This window comes from Paraplanobispora siamensis, from assembly GCF_016863175.1.
GTDB lineage: Bacteria > Actinomycetota > Actinomycetes > Streptosporangiales > Streptosporangiaceae > Planobispora > Planobispora siamensis.
The window spans coordinates 1-23,012 of the sequence record NZ_BOOJ01000043.1 but is presented as its reverse complement, the minus strand read 5'-3'; the positions used below and the strand labels follow the sequence as shown (position 1 = coordinate 23,012).

Sequence of the window (23,012 nt, the reverse complement as noted above, 5' to 3'; positions counted from 1 at the left end):
CCGGTGTGAACCCCAACTAGACTTGGCAACCATGACGACAGTGCTCCAGCCCGGGCGGGTCTCGCCCATGCGCAAGGTCCCCGCCCACATCCGGCGGCCGGAGTATGTCGGGAAGAAGGTCCCGAAGACCGGCGAGCCCGACGTCAAGTCCCCCGAGATCATCGAGCGGATGCGGGTCGCGGGCAGGATTGCCGCCCAGGCCCTGCAGGAGGTCGGCAGGCACGTGGCGCCGGGCGTCACCACCGACGAGCTCGACCGGATCGGCCACGAGTTCCTCATCGAGCACGGCGCCTACCCCAGCACCCTGGGCTACCGGGGCTATCCCAAGTCCCTGTGCACCTCGATCAACGAGGTGATCTGCCACGGCATCCCCGACGACACCGTGCTGCGCGACGGCGACATCGTCAACGTCGACATCACCGCCTTCATCGACGGCGTGCACGGCGACACCGACGCCACCTTCCTGGTGGGCGAGGTGGACGAGGAGTCACGCCTGCTGGTCGAGCGCACCCGCGAGGCCACCAGCCGGGCCATCAAGGCCGTCGCCCCCGGCCGCCAGCTCAACGTGGTGGGCCGCATCATCGAGGCCTACGCCAAGCGCTTCGGCTACGGCGTGGTCCGCGACTTCACCGGCCACGGCATCGGCACGACCTTCCACTCCGGCCTGATCGTCCCGCACTACGACGACCCGTCGCTGGCGGTCACCCTCGAGCCCGGCATGACGTTCACCGTCGAGCCCATGCTGACGCTCGGCACGATCGACTACGACATCTGGCCCGACGGCTGGACCGCGGTGACCAAGGACCGCAAGCGGACCGCCCAGTTCGAGCACACCGTGCTGGTCACCGAGACCGGTCACGAGATCCTGACCCTTCCCTAGGGCGTTTCCGGATCAGGGCGTTTCCGGATCTCCGCTCTGCCGGGGATCCGGAGGAAGCACAGCCTAGGACGCCTCCCGGCTGCGGGGCACCGCGGCGGTGACGGTGGTGCCCTCGCCCGCGACCCCGCTGACCGACAGCGTGCCGCCGATCTCCTTGAGGTGGGTCCGCATCGCGGTGATGCCCCGGCCCGCGACCGAGCCGGTGAAACCGGCGCCGTTGTCGCTCACCGTCATGCGCAGGCCGCCCTTGCCGAGGGTGACGGCCACCGAGACGACCTGGGACTGACTGTGCCGCTCGACGTTGGACAGCGCCTCCCTCAGCGTGGCCAGGACGGCGCGGGCGATGCGGGGAGGGGCGTCGTGGGCGGGCAACGCCCAGATCTCCACGGTGATCCCGGTGCGGCTCGACCAGTCGGAGAGATGTTCCTCTAGGGCTTGGGCCAGGCTGCGCCCTTCGCGCATGCGGAGTTCTTCGGACACTCCTCAACCTTCCTGATGGCACGTGTCCGGTCACCGGTCCCCCCGACCGGACACGTGAAACGAGCGTGGTGCGTGACGAGCAGGCGCTGCACCCGCTGCGGCGATGCCCAAACTCCTGCTGAAAGGTTACCCGGAGGTGGGCGGAGCACCAGACGAAGGATAGAGGTCAGTAGCCGTCCGGCTACTCCGCGCGATGCCGTTTGTTGAGTTCTGCCAGGTAATCATTGTACGCGTCGAGCTCGGCGTCCCCGCTGCCTCCGGTGCGCGCCGCGGCGGCGTCGGCGCGCCGGTCGGCGCGGCGGGCCCTGCGGTCGTCGGCCCTCCACCACTGGAAGGCCAGCGCGATCAGCACGATCAGCGTCGGGATCTCCCCGAAGCCCCAGGCGATGGCGCCGCCGGTCCGCTGGTCGGCGATCGCGGAGGCGCCCCAGGTGCGGCCGAGCTGGTCGTACCAGTCGGCGGCGAGAGGGGTGCCCATGTTCATCAGCGCGATGCCGAAGAACGCGTGGAAGGGCATGGTCACGAACAGCAGGATCAGCCGCGCCACGTGCGGCAGCCGGTGCGGCGCCGGGTCCACCCCGATGATCACCCAGAAGAACAGGCATCCGCTGAGCAGGAAGTGCACCGTCATCGCGATGTGGCCCAGGTGCTCCTCCATCGCCGAGGCGAACAGCGGCGTGAAGTACAGCGCGTAGGTCGAGACGATGAAGATCGCGGTGGCGATGGCCGGGTGGCCGACGAAGCGCACGAACCTGCTGTGCAGGATCGTGGTCAGCCACTCGCGCGGCCCGCGGTCGCCGCGCCGTGCGGCGGGCTTGAGGGCGCGCAGGGCGAGGGTGACCGGGGCGCCGAGCACCAGGAAGATCGGGACCAGCATGGACAGTGTCATGTGCTCGGCCATGTGCGCGCTGAACAGCACCTTGGCGTAACGGGCGACGCCGCTCTGGGTGGCGATGAGCAGGATCACCACGCCGGTGAACCACGCGAGGGTACGGCCCCACGGCCAGGAGTCGCCGCGCCTGACCAGCCGCACGACCCCGGCGAGGTAGAAACCGGCGAGCAGGGCGATCAGCGTGCCGGAGAACAGGTCGAACCACCACAGCGAGGCAAGGTTGGCCAGGGAGATCTCCGGCGGCATCGAGTAGCCGAGCACCTCGAAGGCCCGGTCCACCGGCAGGATCGCCGGGGGCGGCGCGGTGCGCGACAGCGCGACGGCCAGCCCCACGGCCGCGAACATGATCAGCACCTCGACGGAGGCGAACCTGACGAACGGGCCGGAGCCGCCGGAGGCGAGCCGGGGCAGGGTCCGCCTGCGGTGCCACCAGCCGGCGACGCCGAGCACCGCGAACGCCGCGGTCTTGGCCAGCAGCAGCAGGCCGTAGGCGGAGGTGAACAGCTCGGCGACGGAGGTGAGCCTGGCCACCACGCTGAACAGGCCCGACAGGCCGACTCCGACGAAGCACCACAGCGCCATCGAGGAGAAGCGGGCGGCGGCGACCTCCAGGTGCGGCTGGCCGCGCAGCGCGTGGGCGCAGAGTACGGCGAGCCCGCCCACCCACAGGGCGAGGACGACCAGGTGCACCGCGACGCTGGTGGTGGCCAGGTCGTGGTTGGGCGAGGAGGCCGAGTGGCCGGTGAGCGCGGGCGGGAGCATGGTCGCCAGGGAGAGCACGAGCAGGCCGCCCGCCGCCCCCACGGTGATCGCGCCGCGGGCGAACAGGGCGATGGCCACCGCGAACAGCACGACCAGGGTGAGCGCGATGCCCTGGGAGACCTGGCTGGCGAAGCTGGTGAGCTCGTCGCCGCCCAGCACCTGGGTGACCGGCATGCCGAGCACCTCGGAAAGGCTGAAGACCATCGCCGCCACCGCTGCGGCCGCCCAGGCGAGCGCGAACCAGGAGGCGGCCCGGACGTAGGCCTGGGCGGGCTTGCCGAGCAGGCCCTTGTCACTGGGGAGGAAGATCGCGGCGGCCAGCAGCGTGCCCACGGTGAGCACGCCCATGGCGTCCATGGTCAGCTTGGCCAGCGGCAGCCCCCAGCGGGTCAGCGCGCCCTCGTCGGACAGGCCGGGGATGATCCGCGGGAACGCCGCCCCGCCCGCGATCATCGCGACCACCAGCGCGACGACGGCGACGCCCGCGCCCGCGAGCGCCAGCCGTACCGTCCGGCCGTTTCCCGCGGCCTCCGTCGTCCGGCCGTTTCCGTCCTGCGCGGCCTTCATCGCCCGTCCCGTCCCATCCCGTCGCGGGGTGCTGCTCATGGCTGCTTCTTGTTGCGCATGCTGAGGAACAGCCCGATGCCGACGCCGGTCAGGCCGCCGACCACGAGCCAGGCCCAGCCGGGGATGCCGCCGGAATCCTCCTCGTCCGAGGCGAGCTCCGCCGCGGGCGGCGAGCTCGGCGGCGCGGAGGCCGTCGCCGGCGGCGGGGGAGCCGCACTCGCACTCGCCGAACCCGCGTCCGTCGCGGACGCCTCGGGGGTGGCGCTCGGCTCCGGGGTCCCCTCCAGAGTGAAGGGGATCTCCCCCTCGATGGGGTGCCCGTCGGAGGAGACCACGCGGTAGGCGATGACGTACTCGCCCGGCGGGAGGTCGTCCTTGACCTTCTGGGTCACCGCGGGGCCGTCGACGGCGGCCTTGCCGTCCTGGTAGGCCGCGTCCCCGGTCCGTACGACGACCTTGGGGAAGCGCACCGTGGCGGTGAAGGTCAGCTTCACCTCCCGCAGGCTCTCGACCTTCGCCCCCTTGGCGGGGTTGCTGCTTTTGAGCGTGTCATGGGCGAGGGCCGGCGGGGCGAGGACCGTACCGAGCACGAGGGTGGCCAGCAGGGCGAGCACGGCGGCGAAAGGGGAAGTCTTCATGGCAACCCCAAGGCTACCGACGCACCGGGCCGGTCCCGCGCCCCATCTCTCGAATGGGCGAAGATCTACAGCCCCACGCAGTCCAGAGCCTTGTGGTAGGCCTCGACACTGCGGTCCGGCTCGTCGACGCGCTCGAGGATCCGCGCGGTGGTCAGCCAGGACTGGGCGATGTACCGGGTGGTCGGCAGCGACTCCAGGAGATCGGCCGCCTCCGCCAGCTCGCGGAGGGCCTCCTCCGATCTGCCGAGCTCGGCGAAGGTCTGACCCGCCACCAGGCGGGCGTCCGTCTGCAGCTCACTCGGGATGCCGTCCAGCATCCCGCAGACGGCCCGGATCTGAGGTTCCGCCCGATCGGGAGCCCCGAGCAGCAGTTCGGCCCGGGCCAGGCCCAGCGCCCAGCGCAGCTTGTGCAGCACGGTGGTCGCACTGTCCTGGATCTCCGCCTCCACCCGCACCAGCATGTCGCGGCAGAGTTTCGCGTCCAGCGGGCGCGCGATGAGCCGGACCGAGGCGTAGTCGCAGCGGAAGACCGCGAGGCTCCGGACGTCGGCGTTCTCCGAGTGGATGGCGAGCGACTTGTCCATCAGGGCGACGGCCTCGTCGCCCCTTCCGGCCTCGACGGCGACGATCGCGGCCGCCCACTGCGCGAGGACGATCGCCCGTGGCGTGCCCACCGACTCGGCCGCCGAGAGCAGTTCGGGGACGATCTGCTGGGCGCGGAGCAGGTCGCCGCGCCCCACATGGGCGGCCAGCAGGGTCGTGCCGAGCTCGATCAGCTTTTCGTTCCATGCCGGACGGACGGCACCGCCCAGAATCCGTTCGGCGACCTCCACTGCCTGCGTCAGGTCACCGCGCTCCCGGTGGCACCGGGACAGGGCGATCGCGATGCTGATGTGCCGCTCAGGTGACACTTCCGAGGGATCGGAGCGCCGGATCCTGTCCAGCAGGGCGATCGCCTCGTCCAGGTCACCGCAGGCCTCCGTCGCCAGCGCGAGGCCGTACTCGGCGTCCTGCCGCAGCTGGGGCAGGCCGGCGAGCCCTCCGCCGTCGAGCAGCTCGGCATAGCGGGTGCGGGCCTCGACCACTTCGCCGTTCTGCAGGGCCAGCTCGGCGTATCTCAGGCCGAGCTCGATCTCCTCCATCTGCTCGGCCGTCACGCCATTGATCAAATACGTGAGCGAACAGTCCAGCTTCGCAGCGAGCAATTCCAGGACGGCGGGAGTCGGAGTGCGCTTGCCGCTCTCTATCAGAGAGACGTAACTGTCGGAGAGTTCGGGGTGCGCGAGCTGAGCCTGAGAGAGTCCGCGCTGACGCCGGACAGCCTTGATACGCTGTCCCACCAAGTCTTGACCAGCCACGTTACCCCTTGAAAGATGTCAATTGAGCAGCGCCTACGACAGGAGTCTCCCCGTGCATCGACGTCTTGCCTTGTCTGCCTTCGCCGTCCTGTTCGCGGCCTCAGTGGCCGTCATGGGTAATGCTACGGCCGCAACCGCCGATTCGTCTGCTCCAAAGGGTGTTCCCGCTCAGCAAGCCAGCCCTTGGCAGTGGCCCATCTGACACAGCAAGGTCCTCTTTCGCCGCCTATGGGTTCCGCGATCTTTGCGGAACCCACTCTTCGGGCCCGCCCATCCGGACAACAACTCCTGAACGGCTTGCTCCGGTTTCTCAGGTGGCACACCGAGCGCGAAGTCGCGAAGTCACCCGCAGAACCCCCTGTCATCCTCCACCCCGTAACCCGGCCTACGCCAGCCGTCTTGCGAACGGGCCGCCCGCGCCCCAGCCGCCCGTCTTGAGCATTCCTCCGACACCAATCACGTACTGCAAGAAAACCAAACTTCACCGCCCGACACAAGAGAAGTCCGGGAAGGCGGTCAACGAGATTACCGGATGGCGGGCCCGTCAACCGATAGCGGCGTAACTGGTTAACTCATCAGTAACCATCCCGGCCATGGAATCACCCGTGAGATCCGCCTTCCCCGAGTCATCGACCCCGCAGGTCAGCGCCGAACGACAGCCCACCTCCCAGGCAGGGCGAGCACGCCCGCCGAACACATTCCGGCAGTTATGCGAAGGGTGACCATGACAACACCGTAAGCGACCACTTGCCGGTGCGCGCCATTCACGAAAGCGCGATCGGTCGAAGAAATACACTGCCGATACATTATGCCGCCGTATCATCTTCCGAGATCGCAGCTTGATTGGGAAACCTTCCACAGTTAGCCTCATAGGGCTATTTTTTGGACATTTCAGATGCTCTGCGGGTTACCGCCATTCGAGGCCGCTACGTGAGATTTTCGATCCTCGGCAACCTGGCGGTGCGCCGTACCGACGGTGACGCCGTCCCGCTGGCGCGCCTCAAGCACCGCCAGCTCCTGGCGCTGCTCCTCCTGAGAGCCGGCACACCGGTCTCCGCCGACGACCTGACGAAGGCTCTGTGGGACGGTTCCCCTCCGGCCTCGGCCGGGCAGAACCTCAAGACCTACGTCCACACCCTCCGCAAGCTGCTCTCCCCCGGCGAGCCGCGCTCGACGCCCATCGAGACCCGCGGAAGCGGCTATCTCCTCGCCGTCCGGCCGGACGAGCTGGACCTGCTCGTCTTCCGCGACCTCGTACGGCGCGGCAGGCAGGCGACGCGCACCGATGACGGCGAGGCCGCGTGCAACCACTTCGAGAACGCTCTCGACCTGTGGCGCGGCGAGGCCCTGCAGGACGCCCGGGGGACGCTGCTTCTCGACGAGGCCGCGAACCGCCTCTGCGAGGAGCGGCTCGAGGTGGTGGAGGAGCTCTCGGAACTGCAGTTCGGCATGGGCAGACATGTGGAGGCCGTCTCCCGGCTCCGGACGGAGGCCGACGCGCATCCGCTGCGCGAGCGGCTCTGGGAGCGGCTCATGCTTGGCCTCCACCTCTCGGGGGACCGGAACGCCGCGTTACGCGCCTACCAGCGCCTGAGGAAGGCCCTCGTGGCGGAGACCGGCCTGGAGCCCTGCGAGGCGATCCAGGAACTCCACCAGCGCATCCTCACCTCCGGCTCCCCGGCCCCCGATCCGTCCGCCTCCGGTTCCACGGTCCCCGATCCGGCCGGCTCGTCTTCTCCCGGTGGAGCCGTACCCCCGCGTCAGCTTCCGCGCGATCTCACCGGCTTCGTCGGCCGTACGGAGGAACTCGTCCGGCTGCGCTCCCTGCTCGCCCCCTCGGACGGCGGCCGCCCGCACCACGTGGTGGCGATCACCGGAGCGCCCGGGTCGGGCAAGTCGGCCCTGGCCGTCCGGGCCGCCCACGCGGTCGCCGGTGCCTTCCCCGACGGGCAGCTCTACGCCAACCTGCACGGGGCCACACCGGGCATCCGCAGGCTCGACCCTCTGGACGTGCTGGGCCGTTTCCTGCGGGACCTGGGCACTCCCCCGCAGGCCGTACCGGACGACCTGGATCAGGCCGCGGCCATGTGGCGCAGTCACCTCGACGGACGCCGGATCCTCGTCGTGCTGGACGACGCCGCGAACATGGCCCAGATCCGCCCGCTGCTGTCGGTGCCGGAGGGCAACGCGATCCTGGCCACCAGCCGGGAGAACTTCGCATTGGTCGACGACTGCGTCCGGGTGCGGATCGGGCGGATGCACCGGGCCGAGGCGTCGGCGATGTTCGCGAAGCTGGTGGGCGCCGAACGCGCCGCCGTCGACGGCGAGGCGACGGGCAGGCTGATCGATCTGTGCGGAAGGCTTCCGCTGGCCGTGGGCGTCGCGGGCGCCCGGCTGGCGAACCGGCCGGGGTGGACGGTGGCCGACCTGGTGGAACGCCTGGAGGACGAGGGGAGGCGGCTGCGCGAACTGGAGGTCGGCGACGTGGCGGTCCGCTCCAGCCTGGCGGTCAGCTACGACCTGCTCTCCGGCGGCGCCTCCCTGGACCGGACTGCGGCCCGGGCCCTGTGCCTGATCGGCCTGCTCGAAGTGGCCGACGTGACGCCGTACGTCGTGGCGGCCATGCTGGACGGCCCGGCCGATCTCGCGGAGCGGGCGCTGGAACGGCTGGTGGACGCCCACCTCGCCGAGTGCGACGAGCCGGGCAGGTACCGCCTGCACGACCTGGTACGGCTCTTCGCCCGCGAGAGGGCCGCAATCGAGCAGGCGGACGAGCAGGCCGTCGCGTTGGCGCGCGTTCTGGACCTCTACGCCGCCACGGCTCGTCATGCGGCGGAACTGTCCGGATATCCTCGCACCCCGTTTCCCTCCATCGATCCCGCAGTGTCTCCCGTCCCTCTCACCTCGGATGAGCAGGCGCGCATCTGGTGGGAGAGGGAACAGGTCAACTTGCTGTCCGCTTCATCCCAGGGCATGTCGGCCGCCGACGAACGGGTCGTGCGCCGCGGAGCGGCTCTGGCCATCGGGATCTACTGGAATCTCCTGTATGGCGGTTACGGCTCGCACATCCTCTCCACCAGCCGGCGGGCCCTGGAGGCGGCGGAGAGACTGAAGGATCCGCATATCGCAGTGAACGCCTACAACCACATCGGCGTCGCGTTCTCACTGAAAGATGACTTCCGGCAGGCGCTCGTCCATTTCGAGCGGCAGTTGTCGATCGCTCGCGAGACATCCGACATGCATGCGCAACAGCGAGCACTCGGCAGCATCGCCAAGATGCATTTCGAGCTGGGTGACTACGAGACGGCCATCGACTACGCGCGAGCTCAGCAGACGCTCGCCAAAGAGATCGGCTACGCGGGAGGTGAGTACTACGCGCTCACGGTGATCGGCGAAGCACACCACCGTCTGGGTCGGCTCGATGAAGCGATGACCATACTGGAGCAGGCGCTGGACCAGGTCCGGGGCCAGGGCGACACCTACTACGAGACAGCCTTCCTCAACCACCTCGGCCTCGTCTCCCTCGATATGGAAAACCCTGAACTGGCCATGACCTACCTCACCGACGCGCTCGCCCTCGCGCGCAAGGTCAAGCTGGTCATCGCGGAACCCCACCTCTTCCTCGCCCTCGCCCGTGCCACCCGCCTTCTCGGCGAATTCGATCAGGCCGCGCTCTACGTGGTTCGAAGCCTCGAAACAGCCCGTGCGGTGGAGAACCGGGATCTGGAGAGACAAGCTCTGGAAGAAGAGCGGGCCGTCCTCGCCGCCCGGGAGGCGACGGCGGTGGACCTGCGCCCGGGGTGACCGCAACACTCGCCAATACCGGGCCGCGTGTTTCGCGGTGTCTGCCGTGGCGGCCCCCGGACACGCTTGATGTACTGCTGAAATGAGCGAGACCGAGACACGGCAGGGACGCGGCGTCGGGGAGAGCGTGCTGCGCACCGACGGGACGTTGAAGGTGACGGGCGAGTTCGCCTACTCCTCCGACCTGTACCTCGCCGACATGATCTGGGGGGCGACCCTGCGCAGCCCGCATCCGTCGGCGTGGATCCGGTCGATCGACATCGGGCCCGCGCTGGCGATGCCGGGGGTGTTCGCCGTGCTCACCCACGAGGACGTGCCGGGTGAGAAGTTCTACGGGCTGGAGCGCAAGGACCAGCCGGTGCTCGCCGTCGACCGGGTCCGCTACCAGGGCGAGCCGGTGGCGCTGGTGGCCGCCGACCATCCCGAGCGGGCGCGGCGGGCGGCGCAGGCGATCGTGGTGGACTACGAGGTCCGCGAGGCCGTGACCGACCCGTGGCGGGCCGCCTTCGACCCGGACTGCCCCCGGGTCCACGAGGGCGGCAACGTGCTGCGCCACCAGCCGGTCCGGGTCGGCCTCGACGTCGCGGAGTTCACGGCCCCGGTCGTGGTCTCCGGGGAGTACGAGGTCGGCATGCAGGACCAGGCCTTCCTGGGGCCGGAGTCCGGGCTGGCCGTGCCCGCGGAGGACGGCGGGGTGGACCTGTTCGTCGCCACCCAGTGGCTGCACGTCGACCGCGACCAGATCGCGCCGTGCCTGGGTCTGCCCGCGGACAAGGTACGGCTGTCGCTGGCCGGGGTGGGCGGCGCCTTCGGCGCCCGGGAGGACCTGTCCATGCAGGTCCACGCCTGCATGCTGGCGCTGCGCACCGGCCGGCCCGTGAAGATCGTCTACGGCCGGGAGGAGTCGTTCTTCGGGCACGTGCACCGGCACCCGGCCCGGATGCGTTACGAGCACGGCGCGACCCGCGACGGGAAGCTGCTCTACGTCAAGGCGGAGATCCTGCTGGACGGCGGCGCCTACTGCTCCTCCTCCCCCGCGGTGGTCGGCAACGCCGCCTCGCTCGGGGTGGGGCCGTACGAGGTGGACAACGTCCGCATCGACGCCTACGGCGTCTACACCAACAACCCGCCCTGCGGGGCGATGCGCGGCTTCGGCGCGGTGCAGGCGTGCTTCGCCTACGAGTCGCAGATGGACCGGCTGGCCGAGGCGTGCGGGCTGGACCCGGTCGAGATCAGGGTCCGCAACGCCGTCTCCCAGGGCTCGCGGCTGGCCACCGGGCAGGTGATCGACTCCCCCGCCCCGCTGGCCGGCATGCTGCGCGAGCTCGCCGCGATGCCGCTGCCGCCCGCGGCCGGGGACGACCTGCTGGACATGCCCGGCGGCGTCTCGCAGACCACCCACGGCGAGGGCGTGCGGCGCGGCGTCGGCTACGGCGTCGGCATCAAGAACATCTGCTTCTCCGAGGGCTTCGACGACTACTCCACCGCCCGGGTCCGGGTGGAGCTGCTCGGCGGCCAGCCGCACGTGCTGGTGCACACCGCGGCGGCCGAGGTCGGGCAGGGCCTGGTGACGGTCCAGGAGCAGATCGCCCGCACCGAGCTGGGCATCGACCGGGTGACGGTCGCCACGGCCGACACGGCGGTCGGCTCGGCGGGCTCCTCCTCGGCCTCCCGGCAGTCCTACGTCACCGGCGGCGCGGTCAGGGCCGCGTGCGAGGCCGTACGGGAGCGGCTGGACAAGCTGCGGGCCGACGGCGCGACGGTGGCCGAGGTCCTGGAGCGCACGGGCCCGGTCGAGGAGACCCGGGTCTACCGCCACCGCCCGACCTTCCCGATGGACCCGGTGACCGGGCAGGGCGACTCCCACACCCAGCTCGCGCTGTGCGTGCACCGCGCGGTGGTGGACGTCGACGTGGAGCTGGGCCTGGTCAAGGTGGTGGAGCTGGCGGCGGTGCAGGACGTCGGGAAGATCCTCAACCCGATCGCGCTGGAGGGCCAGATCCACGGCGGCACGGCGCAGGGGCTGGGACTGGCCCTGATGGAGGAGATCCAGGTCTCCGGCGGCGTCGTGCGCAACCCGTCGTTCACCGATTATCTGATCCCGACGGTCCTCGACATGCCGCCGATGAAGGTGTCGATCCTGGAGAACCCCGACCCGCACGCGCCGTACGGCCTGCGCGGCGCGGGCGAGCCTCCCACGCTGTCGTCCACCCCCGCGGTGGCGGCCGCCGTACGGGCCGCGACCGGCAGGGCCCTTCCCCGGGTGCCGATCCGCCCCCATGACATCGCGCTGAGCGGGTAGGAAGCGAGAAGTCCCCCACGGCGCGAGAGGGGGACGGGTGGACCGGTTCTTCGAGCTGTCGGCGCGGGGCACGACGGTCGGCAGGGAGGTCAGGGGCGGCCTGACCACGTTCATGGCGATGGCCTACATCATCCTGCTCAACCCGATCATCCTGGGCGGGGCGACCGACGTCACCGGCGCGAAACTGTCGATCCCGCAGCTGACCACGGCGACCATCTTCGCCGCGGCGGTCAGCACGATCCTGATGGGGCTGGCCGGCAACGCGCCGTTCGGCCTCGCGGCGGGGCTGGGGCTGAACGCGGTGGTCGCCTACCAGGCCGCGCCGTACATGACCTGGGCCCAGGCCATGGGGCTGGTCGTGCTGGAGGGCCTGGTGATCGTGCTGCTGGCGGTCTCCGGGCTCCGGCAACTGATCATGAATGCCATCCCGCTCCCGCTCAAACACGCGATCAGCGTGGGGATCGGCACCTTCATCGCGCTGATCGGCCTGGTGGACGCCGGGTTCGTCGCGGCGGGCACCGGGACGCCGGTGCAGCTCGGCGCGACCGGGCACCTGTCGGGCTGGCCGGTGGCGCTGTTCTGCTTCGGCCTGCTGCTGATGATCGTGCTGTACGTGCGCAGGACCCCGGCCGCCATCCTGATCGGCATCGCGGTCACCGCGGTGCTGGCGGTCGTGGTCGACTCCGTCGCGAAGGTGGACCCGGCCTCCTGGGGGGTGGTGGCCCCGCGCCTGCCCGACTCACCTGTGGCCGCGCCGGACTTCGGGCTCATCGGGCAGGTGGACCTGTTCGGCGGGTTCGCCCGCGCCGGGGCGGTGACCGCCACGGTGGTGCTGTTCACCCTCGTGCTGTCGGGGTTCTTCGACGCGATGGGGACCGTCATCGGGGTCAGCGACGAGGCCGGGCTGGTCGACGAGCGGGGACGGGTCCCCCGGCTGGGGGCCGTACTGACGGTGGACGGGGTGTCCGGGGCGATCGGCGGCCTGTCCAGCGCCTCGGCCGGCACGGTCTTCGTCGAGTCGGCGGCCGGCGTCGGCGAGGGGGCCAGGACCGGTCTGGCGGCCCTCGTGACCGGCGGCCTGTTCGCGGTGACGCTGCTGTTCACCCCGCTGGCGACGGTCGTCCCCGCCGCCGCGGCGGCGCCCGCGCTGGTGCTGGTGGGGGCGCTGATGATGACCCAGGCCAAGAACGTGCCCTGGGACGACCTGAGCGTGGCGATCCCGGCCTTCCTGACCATCGTGCTGATGCCGTTCACCTACAGCATCACCACCGGGCTGGGCGGCGGGATCATCGCCTATGTGGTGATCAAGGCGGGGACGGGCCGGTGGCGCGAGGCGCACCCGCTGCTGTACGCGGTCGCGGCCCTGTTCGTGGTCTTCTTCTGCGTCGGAGGGATCGAGGCCCTCCTGGAGGGCTGAGCGCCGGACCGGCCGGCGCTCAGCCCCCCGGCGGGTCACCGCATGTCGTCGAGGTCGCAGGCGACGTCGTCGCGGTCCTTGTCGACGTACCAGTGGTACTCCGCGTGGGTCTCCTTGTAGTACGGCCCGTAGCCGTCCTTGGCCGCCTCCTTGCAGCTGGGGTAGCGGGGGTCGTTGTCCCCGCCGCCCGTCTGACGTCCGGTGGCCGCGTCCTTGGGACTGGCCGTGACGGTGGCTGAGGGGGTCGCCGTCGGCCCGCCGGCCGGGGCGGTGACCTCGGCCCTGGCGGTCGCCGTCGGCGCGGCGGCGGGGGCGGTGGTCGCAGGCGCCGGGCCGCCGGAGGGGGCCGCCGTCCCGGTGGAGGGCTGGAGCGGCTGCTGGAGCCCGGCGGAGGGGGTGGGCGTGCCGGGGCTCGCCCCGGGAGTCGCCCCGGAGGTCGCCACGGGCCCGCCCAGCCGGACGACCATCGCGTCGGCCTGCTCGCGGGTGAGGGAGCCGGAGATCCGCAGGGTGTCCTCGGTGATCACCTCGCCCACCCGGGGGGCCGCCACGACCTTGCCGCCCACGACGATCGCGAGCTGCTGCCGGGCCGCCTCCTCGGTCACGCTGTTGATCTGGTCGCGGAACGCGGGCGCGAAGGCGATCCTGACGGAGTAGGTGCCGTTGCTCTCGCGGATCGACTCGATCTTCCGCACCGCGGTGATCTCGACCCCGGCGGCGACGATGTAGCAGAACTGCCCCGTGTCGTCGGGATAGCCCTCCGGCGACGTGCAGGGACCCGGCTGGGCCGAGGTGACCGGGACGAAGTGGATGGGGGTCGCCAGCCGTCGCGGCGGCGGGGCGCCCAGCGGCGTGTCGGGGTTCCTGGTCATGAGCACGGCGATGGTGCCGAGCACACCGGTGATCAGCACCACGAGGACCAGCGCGACGATCAGCGTCACGGTGGTGGCCCGGCTCGCGCGGGGCTCCTGCGGCATCCCGTCCGACGGCCCCGCCCCGGGGTCGCGGGGGCTCGCCGGCCCCTCGGGCCCGGCCCCCTGCGGACCACGGGGTCCCCCGGGCACGGCGCCCTGCGGGCCGCCGGGTCCCTGGAATCCCCGGTCGTGGGGCCCCTGCGGGACGTGGGATCCCGGTGGGCCGTACGGCTGCCGCCCCGTCCCCTGCGGGGGCTGCGCGGGACCGGAAGGACCGGGGGCAGGCTCCCCGGGTCCGGGCGGCCCGCCCGCGTGCGTCTCCATCGTCATATCCAGCGTTCCTCACATCTGCTGGCCGCGAGCCTACCGATCTATGCAAGGACCGTGTAATCAACCGGTCAAGGCCGGTCCGACAGAACCCGCGGACAACACGGACAGCCGCGGAAGCTAACAGAGTGTTACCAGAAGCGATCGATTGCTTGCATGTTGTGCATGGTGACCCTTTTCTCGGGAACGCAGAGTGAAGAGGAGACAGGCGCGAATCCTGGAGGGGTTGTGAAGATCGCAGTTCCCCGCGAGGTGAAGAACCACGAATACCGTGTGGCCCTGACTCCCGCAGGGGTCCACGAGTTCGTCCGGCACGGTCACCGCGTGTTCGTAGAGAAGGACGCCGGCACCGGGTCGTCGATCCCCGACTCCGACTTCGAGAGCGCGGGAGCGACCATCCTCGCCTCGGCCGACGACGTGTGGGCGGAGGGCGACCTGGTCCTGAAGGTCAAGGAGCCGGTGCCCGAGGAGTACCACCGGATGCGCAAGGGGCAGGTCCTGTTCACCTACCTGCACCTGGCCGCCTCCGAGACGTGCACCCGGGCCATGCTGGACTCCGGCGTCACGGGCGTCGCCTACGAGACCGTGCAGACCCCGAACGGATTCCTGCCGCTGCTGGCCCCGATGTCGGAGGTGGCCGGGCGGCTGGCCCCGCAGGTGGGCGCCTACCACCTGATGCGGCAGGGCGGGGGACGCGGCGTGCTCATGGGCGGCGTGTCGGGCGTGCACGCGGCCAACGTGGTGGTGATCGGCGCCGGGGTGTCCGGGATGAACGCCGCCGTCATCGCGCTGGGCATGCACGCCGAGGTGGTGCTGCTCGACCGCAACATCGACCGGCTCCGCCAGGCCGACGTCGTCTACAAGGGGCACTGCCAGACGGTCGCGTCGAACTCCTACGAGGTCGAGCGCGCGGTCCTCAACGCCGACCTGGTCATCGGCGCGGTGCTGGTGCCCGGCGCCAAGGCCCCCAAGCTGGTCAGCAACGAGCTGGTCTCCCGGATGCGGCCGGGCTCGGTGCTGGTGGACATCTCCATCGACCAGGGCGGCTGCTTCGAGGACTCCCGGCCGACCACCCACGCCGAGCCGACCTACCAGGTCCACAACTCGGTCTTCTACTGCGTGGCCAACATGCCGGGCGCGGTCCCGCACACCTCGACCTACGCGCTGACCAACGTGACCCTGCCCTACGCCGCGGCCATCGCCGAGTCGGGCTGGCGCGACGCGCTGCGCGGCGACCCCGCGCTGGCCCTGGGCCTGAACACGCACGAGGGGCACCTGACCAACCAGCCCGTGGCCGAGGCGCACGGGCTGGAGGCGGTGCCCCTGGAGCAGGTGCTGGCCTGAGGCGGGCGCCGACCTGGGAGCCGGCCGACGACCGGGTACGGCGCCGCGGGGCGGCGGCCGTACCCGGCGCGGGAAGACCTCGTGAGGGTCCCCGCGAGAGGGTCAGGGCGTCGTGGTCGGCGACGCGGACGGGCTGGCGCTGGCCGTGGGGCTGGCCTCGGGGATGGGGTTCTCGGCCGTCGTGGTGGTCAGCGGGCTGTCACAGGAGGCGCCGAGCTCGGGCGTCTCGGGGCCGTTCTTGTACTTCTGGATGAACTTCGGCAGGCGCGGGTCGTCGGCGCTGTCGACCTTGAGCTGCTTGTTCCAGGAGCTGATCACGACCTTGGACGGCAGGCCCGGGTACGGGCTCAGGAGCATGTAGTCGGCCGAGGCCAGCTCCTTGAGGATGTCCACCTGCTCCTTGGGCAGGTCGGGCTGGTAGGTGATCCACACCGCGCCGTGCTCCATCGAGTGCACGGCGTTCTCGTTGTTGATCGGCGCGTCGTAGACCTGGCAGTTCTGCCAGGTGGAGTTGTGCTCCCCGCCCATGGGCGGGGTCTCCTTGTAGTTCACCTTGGTCTCGACGTGGAGACTGCCGGGGTACTTGGCGCTGGTGACGGCGTCCAGCGAGGTCACCTTGGCCTGGTTGATGAGATAGAAGGCGACCAATCCGACGAGCAGGAGGACGACCGCGCCTCCGGCCCCCCACATCAGCAGCGCCGTCCTGCGCTCCTTGGCCTTCTGATCGGCGCGCATCTTGGCGAGGTGCTCCCGCCTCGCCTGAGTCTTGTCCTTCGACATCGTTCCTCCACCCGGCACACAACTCCGGGTCACCTTATGCCCTCGCGCCGTATGTGGAGAATAAGGGACGCGCAGTGCGCGATAACGCGGGGTTCCCCGGGATGAGTAGGCTTGGTCGGTAATGGAAAGCCCTGCTGAGAAGTCTCCGAACCCCAGACGCCGCTTGGTGCTCGGCGTGTTGCTGGGCTGCCTGGCCGTGGTCGCGATCGTGTGGCTGATCATCGGGCGGACCGCCGAGCCGAGCGACGCCTCCCCCGAGGCCGGCTTCGCCCGCGACATGGCCGTCCACCATTCGCAGGCGGTGGAGATGGCCTTCATCGCCAGGGACGGCAGCACCGACGACAAGCTCCGGCTGCTCGCCTACGACATCATCGTCACGCAGACCGCCCAGCGCGGCATCTTCATGGGCTGGCTGCAGCAGTGGGGGCTCGACCAGGCCTCCGAACGGCCGTCGATGGCGTGGATGGCCGGTCACGGCCACGGCGGCACGGCCGGGACGACCGCCGGGACGCCGGGCCGGATGCCGGGCATGGCCACCGAGGAGGAGCTCACGAGGCTCCGCCAGGCCACCGGCAAGGACCAGGAGGTCCTCTTCCTCCAGCTCATGATCCGCCACCATGAGGGGGGTGTGATGATGGGAGAGGCCCTGCTGAAACTGTCCGACCGCGACGAGGTCGCCACGATGGCCCAGCACATCGTCGACGGGCAGAGTGGTGAGATCAAGCTGATGACCGACATGCTCAGGCAGCGGGGTGCCCAGCCGCTGCCTTCCATACGTGAATAACGCCGGTGGTCCCCAGCGCGGCCGGATTGCGGCCGGGGCAGCGGGGAGCCAGCCTGGCCGGAGGAGACTCAAGTGGTGAACGACGAGCCGGAGAACCGCCTGGAGGTGAGCATCTCCGCCGAGGTTGAGATGGGGCAGTACGCCAACTTCGCTTCGGTATGGCATACCCAGGATGGGTTCGTCCTGGACTTCGCGGTGATCACCAGACCGCCCCAGCTCGCCAACGACCCGTCCTCGGGTCAGCACTTCGTCAGCGTGCCGACCCGGATCGTCAGCCGGATCCGCATCCCGCCGAGCCAGGTGTTCGAGCTGATGAAGGCCCTGGAACAGCAGCTCACCCAGTACGAGAACGAGACCGGCCAGAAGTGAGCCCCGCGCCCGGGATCCGCCGCACGGCATGCGGCGGGCCCCGGGCACGGGCGTTTCCGGCTCCGCCCCCGCGCGCGTCCGCTCCGAACAGGGCCGGTGGCGTGCCGGGCGGTGGGACCCGTCCCCGGGCCGGGCGGACGGCGTGCCGGGCGGTGGGACCCGCCTTCAGGCCAGGCCGATGGCGTGCCGGGCGGCCGCCAGCAGGCCGGAGGTCCGCTCGGTCGCCTCGGCCGCGGCGGCCGCCAGGAGGCGGTCCAGCTCCGCGGCGTCGGCCGACAGCAGCTCGAAGCGTTCCCGGATCGGCGCCAGCGTCTCGGTGACCGCCTCGGCGACGTCCTTCTTGAGCGCGCCGTAGGAGCCGTAGGACGACGGCTCCACCGGCCGCCCCGAGCAGGCCGCCAGCAGGTCCAGCAGGTTCGAGATCCCCGGCTTGGCCGCCGGGTCGTGGCGGACCTCGGTCCCGGAGTCGGTCACCGCTCTCATGATCTTGCGCCGGACGTCGGCGGGCGGGTCGAGCAGATAGATCGTCCCGGCGTCCGAGGCGCTGGACTTGCTCATCTTCGCGGTGGGCACGGCCAGGTCCATCACCCGGGCGGCGAAGCGGGGATGCACCGCCCGGGGCACGACGAAGGTCTCGCCGTACAGGTGGTTGAAGCGCAGCGCCAGGTCCCGGGTCAGTTCGAGGTGCTGGCGCTGGTCGTCCCCCACCGGCACGAGGTCCGCCCGGTGCAGCAGGATGTCGGCGGCCATCAACGCGGGATAGGTCAGCAGCGACAGCCGTACCTCCTTCTGGGTCGCCGACTTCTCCTTGAACTGGATCATCCTGCGCATCTCGCCCTCGTGGGCCGTGCTCTCCAGCAGGTAGGACAGCTCGGTGTGGGCGGGAACCCGCGACTGCAGATAGAGCAGGGAGCGGTCCAGCCCACAGGCCAGCAGCAGGGCCGCCACCTCGCGGGTTCGGGTGCGCAGCGCCGCGGGGTCGTGCCTGACGGTCAGGGCGTGCAGGTCGGCGACGGCGTAGACGCAGTCGGCCTCGTCCTGGAGCCGTACGGCGGGCAGGATCGCGCCCAGGTAGTTGCCGAGCGTCAGCCGGCCGGTCGCCTGGAAGGCGGAGAAGACCCGCGTGGTCGTCGGCCGCCCGTCCGCCGGGGCCGGTGTCGGTGCGAGAGTCGGTGTCATCGTGTGTCCCCTTCGGTGTCGAGGGACCGCCGGACCGCCGGCCGGGGGAAAAGAAAAGGGCCGCCGGTGAACGGCGGCCGTTTTCTGTGCGCAGGCTGGGCTGGCTAGCGGGTCCGCCGGGAGGCGGCCCGCCACAGACCCAGACTGCGGTGGCTCATGCGGGGGATTCTATCTCCTCGGCCACGGCGGCGGCGAAGGCGTCGACGTCGGCCTCGGTGGTGTCGAAGGCGGTCATCCAGCGGACCTCGCCGGTGGCCTCGTTCCAGGTGTAGAAGCGGAAGCGCTTCTGCAGCCGCTCGGTGACGTCCCGCGGCAGGATCGCGAAGACCGCGTTGGCCTGCACCGGGCGCGGGATCCGCACGCCCGGGACGCCGCGGACCGCCTCGGCCAGCCGCAGCGCCATCGCGTTGGCGTTGCGGGCGTTGCGCAGCCACAGGTCCCCGGCGAGCAGCGCCTCGAACTGCACCGAGACGAAGCGCATCTTGGAGGCCAGCTGCATCGCGCTCTTGCGCAGGTAGCGCAGGCCGCGCACCGCCTCGGGGTTGAGCACGACGACGGCCTCGCCGAACATCAGCCCGGCCTTGGTCCCGCCGAAGGACAGCACGTCCACGCCCGCGTCGGCGGTGAACGCGCGCAGCGGCACGTCCAGCGCGGCGGCGGCGTTGGCGATCCGGGCGCCGTCGAGGTGGACGAGCATGCCCAGGCCGTGGGCGTGCTCGCAGATCGCCGCGATCTCCCCGGGCGTGTACAGCGTGCCCAGCTCGGTCGTCTGCGTGATCGAGACGACCTTGGGCTGGGCTCGGTGCTCGTCGCCGAAGCCCCACGCCTGCCGGTCGATCAGCTCGGGGGTGAGCTTGCCGTCCGGGGTGGCCACGGGCAGCAGCTTGAGCCCGGCCGTGCGCTCGGGGGCGCCGCCCTCGTCGGTGTGGATGTGCGCCGACTCCGCGCAGACCACGGCCTCCCAGTGGGCGGTCATCGCGCGCAGCGCGACCACGTTGGCGCCGGTGCCGTTGAACACCGGCCAGGCCTCGGCGGCCGGGCCGAAGTGCCGGCGGAAGACCCCCTGGAGCGCCTCGGTGTAGACGTCGTCGCCGTAGGCGGTCTGGTGACCGCCGTTGGCGAGCGCGATCGCGGCGAGGATCTCCGGGTGGACTCCGGCGTAGTTGTCGCTGGCGAAGCCCTTGACCGCCGGGTCGTGCCTGCGGACCGCGTCGGTCACGGCGCCGATCGCGGAACCGGGTACTGCGTCTGTCACAGGGTGAGGTCCATTCGGGTGCCGTTGGCGTCGGTGTCCCACAGGCCCTCGATCGCCGTTGCCAGGTCGTCGACGTCGGTGAAGCCGGGGAACGTCTTGTCGGGGTCGGCCGCGCGCATGGCCTCGTGCACCAGCGCCTTGACGACCAGGATGTTGGCGGTGGCGCCGGTGCCCTCCAGGGCGTCGGCGAAGGCCAGCGTCCACGCCTCGGCGGCGGCCTTGGCGGTGCCGTACGCCGCGTTGCCCTGGGTGGGCTTCTCGGCGGCCTTGGCGGAGACGATGGCGAACCGGCCGCGCTCGCTCGCCTTGAGCAGCGGCTCGAAGGCGAGCGTGACGTGCTGGAGGGTCCGTACCAGCAGGTCGTGCAGGAGGGCCCAGTCCTCCAGCTTCGTCTCGGCGAAGGTCTTCGACCCGCGCCAGCCGCCGACCAGGTGCACGATGCCGTCCAGACGGCCGTGCTCGGCCTCGACGTCCGCGGCGAGCTTCTTCACCGCGTCGAAGTCGAGGAGATCGACGGGAAGGCTTCCCTCGGCGCCGGACTTGTCGAGGCCGATGACGGTGTGCCCCTTGTCCGCGAAGCGCCGGACGACCGCCCGGCCCGCGGGACCGGCCGCGCCGGCAACAAGAATGATCATGCTCGGATCCCCTTCGTGGAGTCGACGACCTCGCCGAGCTTACGACGCAGGGCCTCGTAGAACATGCTCAGCGGGAACTCGTCGGGCAGCACCGCGTCCACCACGGCCTTGGGGAAGCCCTCGACCGGAAGGGCGTCCACGCCCCTGGCCCAGACCGAGGCCGGGTGCGGCTCGACATAGGTCGCGACGAGCTCGTGGGCGGCCAGCCAGTGCGCGAGCTTGGAGCGGTCGATGCCGTCGCGGTAGAGCTTCTCCACCTCGCCGCGCAGGTCCGCCACGCAGCCCGCGAGCCGGGACCAGTCGACGCTGAGGCGGTTGTCGGTCCACCGTACGACGTCGTTGCGGTGCAGGTAGGCGAAGAGCAGCTGGCCGCCGAGGCCGTCGTAGTTGCGGACCCGGTCACCGGTGATCGGGAAGCGGAAGAGCCGGTCGAACAGGATCGCGTACTGGACGTAGCGGGCGTGCGGCACGCCCTCCGCCTCCAGCTTCACGGCCTCCCCGAACGCGGTCAGGTCGCAGCGCAGCTCCTCCAGGGAGTAGAGCCAGTACGGCATCCGCTGCTTGATCATGAACGGGTCGAACGGCAGGTCACCGTGGCTGTGCGTGCGGTCGTGCACCAGGTCCCAGAGCACGAAGGTGTCCTGGGCCAGCTCCTGCGACTGCAGCAGGCGGGCGGCGTCCGGCGGCAGCGCCAGCTTCAGCGTCTCCGCGGCGGCCCGGCTGACCTTGCGGAAGCGGGCGGCCTCACGGTCGCAGAAGATCCCGCCCCAGGTGAAGCGGGCCGGGGTCTGGCGGACCGCGACGGTCTCCGGGAAGAGCACGGCCGAGTTGGTGTCGTAGCCGGAGGTGAAGTCCTCGAAGGCGATCGGCACGAACATCGGGTTGTCGTAGCGGGTGCGCTCCAGCTCGGCCAGCCACTCGGGCCAGACGGTCCGGATCCACACGGCCTCGACGTGCCGGGAGGTGGTGCCGTTCTGGGTGTACATCGGGAAGACGACGAGGTGCTCCAGGCCGTCGACCCGCTGGGTGTCGGGGTGGAAGGCGTCGAGCGAGTCGAGGAAGTCCGGCACGCCGAGGCCCTGCTCGACCCACTTGCGGAAGTCGGCCACGACCGCGGCGAGGTAGGCCGCGTCGTGCGGGAAGCGCGGCGCGAGGGCCGTGACGTGCCCGACGATCTCCGAGATCAGCGCGACGGCCTCGTCCCGGTCGCCCTCGATCGAGCCGTCCTTGGCCTGCAGCGGCTTGAGCCGCTCGACCGCGTCCTTGAGCCGCCCGAACGCCAGGCGCGCCTCGTCCGGCGCCCCGGCCCTCTCCGAGACGGCCGGCGCGGTCTTCGCGGGGATGCGGGAGACCCAGGTGATGAGGTTGCCCCAGAGGGCGGCGTGGTCGTAGTCGGCGATCGAGTCGTCGCCGAACAGGTCGGAGTCGGCCAGCGCCACGACCCGTCCCGCGCCGTGCCGTACGGCCACCGCCAGCGGGCGGCCCGCGGGATCGGCGGTCGGAGAGGTCGAGAACAGCACGTCCGCGCCCTCGGGGGCGGTCAGCACTCCCGTGCGGTAGAAGCACGCCCGGCGGGCCCCGGCCAGCAGGTCCTCCTCGCCGCCCTCCCCCGCCACGCCCAGGACCCAGGAGGGCACGCCGTTGTGCGCGCTCCGGGGGTCCTGGACGGTGACGTGCTCGACGCCGACGCCGAAGCGGGCCAGCAGCTCGGCGAGGTTGTTGCCGTACTTGTCCTGCTCGTACTCGGCCAGGACGACGAGACCGCCTCCGTCGGCCACGTAGTCCTCGATGGCGTCGAGCTCGCCGGCCGAGAAGACCGGGCTGCCCAGACCGGTGGTGCGCTCCCAGCGGCCGGCCGACGGGTGGGCGATCACGAAGGCGTCGGCGGCGGCCAGCACGGCCGGGGTGACGGGGCCCTCGGTGTGCGCCTCGACGGTGTGGCCCAGGCGGCGCAGCAGCTCGGCGGCGCGGGCGTAGCTGTTGTCGTCGGGATGGCCCGGGTTCATCGTCTCGGCCGTGTCCCGCCGGATGGTCCAGGACTCGCTGTGCGCCTCGTCGAACAGCACTCGGGGGAACGCCCTCACGATAAATCCTCCCTCAGAACCAGCTCAATGCCGGAAAATATACACGGCTTGCCCCGTTTTGTGGACAGCCCTTATGGCCAGCTCTGAGGAGGTGGTGCGATCCGACGGTCAGGCGGGGGGACGGCGGCGGCACGCACGACGTGTACGGCGTGCTTCGCGGCCGCGTCACGGCCGTACGGCCCGGCGGGAGATGCGGCTCAGCCGGGGATACGGCCCGGCGGGAGATGCGGCTCAGCCGGGG

At 70.9% G+C, this 23,012-nt stretch carries 17 protein-coding genes; 7 read left to right on the top strand and 10 right to left on the bottom strand.

Annotated elements, in window-relative coordinates:
- Positions 1 to 31: 31 nt before the first annotated feature.
- Positions 32 to 880, top strand: a complete 849-nt coding sequence (map, locus tag Psi01_RS25600; RefSeq protein WP_204066653.1) for a type I methionyl aminopeptidase — start codon at positions 32 to 34, stop codon at positions 878 to 880.
- A gap of 63 nt (positions 881 to 943) precedes the next feature.
- Here the strand turns inward: map and Psi01_RS25595 are convergent, their stop codons facing one another.
- From Psi01_RS25595 to Psi01_RS25580, 4 genes are all read right to left on the bottom strand, one after another.
- Entirely contained in the window at positions 944 to 1,360 is a 417-nt protein-coding gene (locus Psi01_RS25595) for a sensor histidine kinase (protein ID WP_204066652.1), read from the bottom strand.
- A 181-nt stretch (positions 1,361 to 1,541) separates the two neighbouring features.
- Positions 1,542 to 3,581: a bifunctional copper resistance protein CopD/cytochrome c oxidase assembly protein gene (locus tag Psi01_RS25590; protein WP_204066651.1), complete on the bottom strand. Its 2,040-nt coding sequence runs from the start codon at positions 3,579 to 3,581 to the stop codon at positions 1,542 to 1,544.
- A gap of 35 nt (positions 3,582 to 3,616) precedes the next feature.
- Entirely contained in the window at positions 3,617 to 4,219 is a 603-nt protein-coding gene (locus tag Psi01_RS25585; protein ID WP_204066650.1) for a copper resistance CopC family protein, read from the bottom strand.
- A 65-nt stretch (positions 4,220 to 4,284) separates the two neighbouring features.
- Entirely contained in the window at positions 4,285 to 5,559 is a 1,275-nt protein-coding gene (locus Psi01_RS25580; RefSeq protein ID WP_239128024.1) for a helix-turn-helix domain-containing protein, read from the bottom strand.
- A gap of 948 nt (positions 5,560 to 6,507) precedes the next feature.
- Between Psi01_RS25580 and Psi01_RS25575 the strand changes: the two genes are divergently transcribed.
- The 3 genes from Psi01_RS25575 to Psi01_RS25565 all read left to right on the top strand — a co-directional run bounded on the left by Psi01_RS25575 (position 6,508) and on the right by Psi01_RS25565 (position 13,100).
- Positions 6,508 to 9,381: an AfsR/SARP family transcriptional regulator gene (locus Psi01_RS25575; RefSeq protein ID WP_204066648.1), complete on the top strand. Its 2,874-nt coding sequence runs from the start codon at positions 6,508 to 6,510 to the stop codon at positions 9,379 to 9,381.
- A gap of 82 nt (positions 9,382 to 9,463) precedes the next feature.
- Entirely contained in the window at positions 9,464 to 11,683 is a 2,220-nt protein-coding gene (locus Psi01_RS25570) for a xanthine dehydrogenase family protein molybdopterin-binding subunit (RefSeq protein ID WP_204066647.1), read from the top strand.
- A 37-nt stretch (positions 11,684 to 11,720) separates the two neighbouring features.
- On the top strand, positions 11,721 to 13,100 hold the full coding sequence (locus tag Psi01_RS25565; protein ID WP_204066646.1) for an NCS2 family permease: 1,380 nt from the start codon (positions 11,721 to 11,723) through the stop codon (positions 13,098 to 13,100).
- 35 nt (positions 13,101 to 13,135) lie between these two features.
- Here the strand turns inward: Psi01_RS25565 and Psi01_RS25560 are convergent, their stop codons facing one another.
- The gene (locus Psi01_RS25560) at positions 13,136 to 14,077 is read right to left on the bottom strand and encodes an excalibur calcium-binding domain-containing protein (RefSeq protein ID WP_204066645.1); all 942 of its coding nucleotides are present in this window, start codon (positions 14,075 to 14,077) and stop codon (positions 13,136 to 13,138) included.
- Between the two features lie 492 nt (positions 14,078 to 14,569).
- On the opposite strand from Psi01_RS25560, the gene ald reads away from it, so the two are divergent.
- Positions 14,570 to 15,685 carry an alanine dehydrogenase gene (gene ald, locus Psi01_RS25555; RefSeq protein ID WP_204066644.1) on the top strand — a complete coding sequence of 372 codons (1,116 nt, stop codon included), beginning with the start codon at positions 14,570 to 14,572 and terminating at the stop codon, positions 15,683 to 15,685.
- A gap of 102 nt (positions 15,686 to 15,787) precedes the next feature.
- Here ald and Psi01_RS25550 read toward each other — a convergent pair whose 3' ends face one another.
- On the bottom strand, positions 15,788 to 16,465 hold the full coding sequence (locus Psi01_RS25550; RefSeq protein ID WP_204066643.1) for a thioredoxin-like domain-containing protein: 678 nt from the start codon (positions 16,463 to 16,465) through the stop codon (positions 15,788 to 15,790).
- Positions 16,466 to 16,631: 166 nt separating this feature from the next.
- Here Psi01_RS25550 and Psi01_RS25545 point away from each other — a divergent pair, with 166 nt between their 5' ends.
- Both Psi01_RS25545 and Psi01_RS25540 read left to right on the top strand, forming a co-directional pair.
- On the top strand, positions 16,632 to 17,249 hold the full coding sequence (locus tag Psi01_RS25545) for a DUF305 domain-containing protein (RefSeq protein WP_239128017.1): 618 nt from the start codon (positions 16,632 to 16,634) through the stop codon (positions 17,247 to 17,249).
- A gap of 75 nt (positions 17,250 to 17,324) precedes the next feature.
- Positions 17,325 to 17,618: a DUF3467 domain-containing protein gene (locus Psi01_RS25540; RefSeq protein WP_204066641.1), complete on the top strand. Its 294-nt coding sequence runs from the start codon at positions 17,325 to 17,327 to the stop codon at positions 17,616 to 17,618.
- A 165-nt stretch (positions 17,619 to 17,783) separates the two neighbouring features.
- Here Psi01_RS25540 and trpS read toward each other — a convergent pair whose 3' ends face one another.
- The 4 genes from trpS to Psi01_RS25520 all read right to left on the bottom strand — a co-directional run bounded on the left by trpS (position 17,784) and on the right by Psi01_RS25520 (position 22,771).
- On the bottom strand, positions 17,784 to 18,797 hold the full coding sequence (gene trpS / locus Psi01_RS25535) for a tryptophan--tRNA ligase (protein WP_204066640.1): 1,014 nt from the start codon (positions 18,795 to 18,797) through the stop codon (positions 17,784 to 17,786).
- A gap of 154 nt (positions 18,798 to 18,951) precedes the next feature.
- Positions 18,952 to 20,016 (bottom strand): threonine aldolase family protein, encoded by a 1,065-nt coding sequence (locus Psi01_RS25530; protein ID WP_204066639.1) that lies wholly within the window; start codon positions 20,014 to 20,016, stop codon positions 18,952 to 18,954.
- 32 nt (positions 20,017 to 20,048) lie between these two features.
- Complete coding sequence (locus Psi01_RS25525) at positions 20,049 to 20,687, bottom strand: SDR family NAD(P)-dependent oxidoreductase (RefSeq protein ID WP_204066638.1); 639 nt, start codon at positions 20,685 to 20,687, stop codon at positions 20,049 to 20,051.
- Positions 20,684 to 22,771: a DUF6421 family protein gene (locus tag Psi01_RS25520; RefSeq protein WP_239128016.1), complete on the bottom strand. Its 2,088-nt coding sequence runs from the start codon at positions 22,769 to 22,771 to the stop codon at positions 20,684 to 20,686. Before Psi01_RS25520 ends, Psi01_RS25525 begins: the two co-directional genes overlap by 4 nt.
- Positions 22,772 to 23,012: the final 241 nt, after the last annotated feature.

Excerpts from the sequence above, each read along its gene's own strand:
- Psi01_RS25525 (WP_204066638.1), bottom strand. The coding sequence starts at position 20,687 with ATGATCATTCTTGTTGCCGGCGCGGCCGGTCCCGCGGGCCGGGCGGTC.
- Psi01_RS25560 (WP_204066645.1), bottom strand. The coding sequence starts at position 14,077 with ATGCCGCAGGAGCCCCGCGCGAGCCGGGCCACCACCGTGACGCTGATC.
- trpS (WP_204066640.1), bottom strand. The coding sequence starts at position 18,797 with ATGACACCGACTCTCGCACCGACACCGGCCCCGGCGGACGGGCGGCCG.
- map (WP_204066653.1), top strand. The coding sequence starts at position 32 with ATGACGACAGTGCTCCAGCCCGGGCGGGTCTCGCCCATGCGCAAGGTC.
- Psi01_RS25585 (WP_204066650.1), bottom strand. The coding sequence starts at position 4,219 with ATGAAGACTTCCCCTTTCGCCGCCGTGCTCGCCCTGCTGGCCACCCTC.
- Psi01_RS25590 (WP_204066651.1), bottom strand. The coding sequence starts at position 3,581 with ATGAAGGCCGCGCAGGACGGAAACGGCCGGACGACGGAGGCCGCGGGA.
- Psi01_RS25550 (WP_204066643.1), bottom strand. The coding sequence starts at position 16,465 with ATGTCGAAGGACAAGACTCAGGCGAGGCGGGAGCACCTCGCCAAGATG.
- Psi01_RS25570 (WP_204066647.1), top strand. The coding sequence starts at position 9,464 with ATGAGCGAGACCGAGACACGGCAGGGACGCGGCGTCGGGGAGAGCGTG.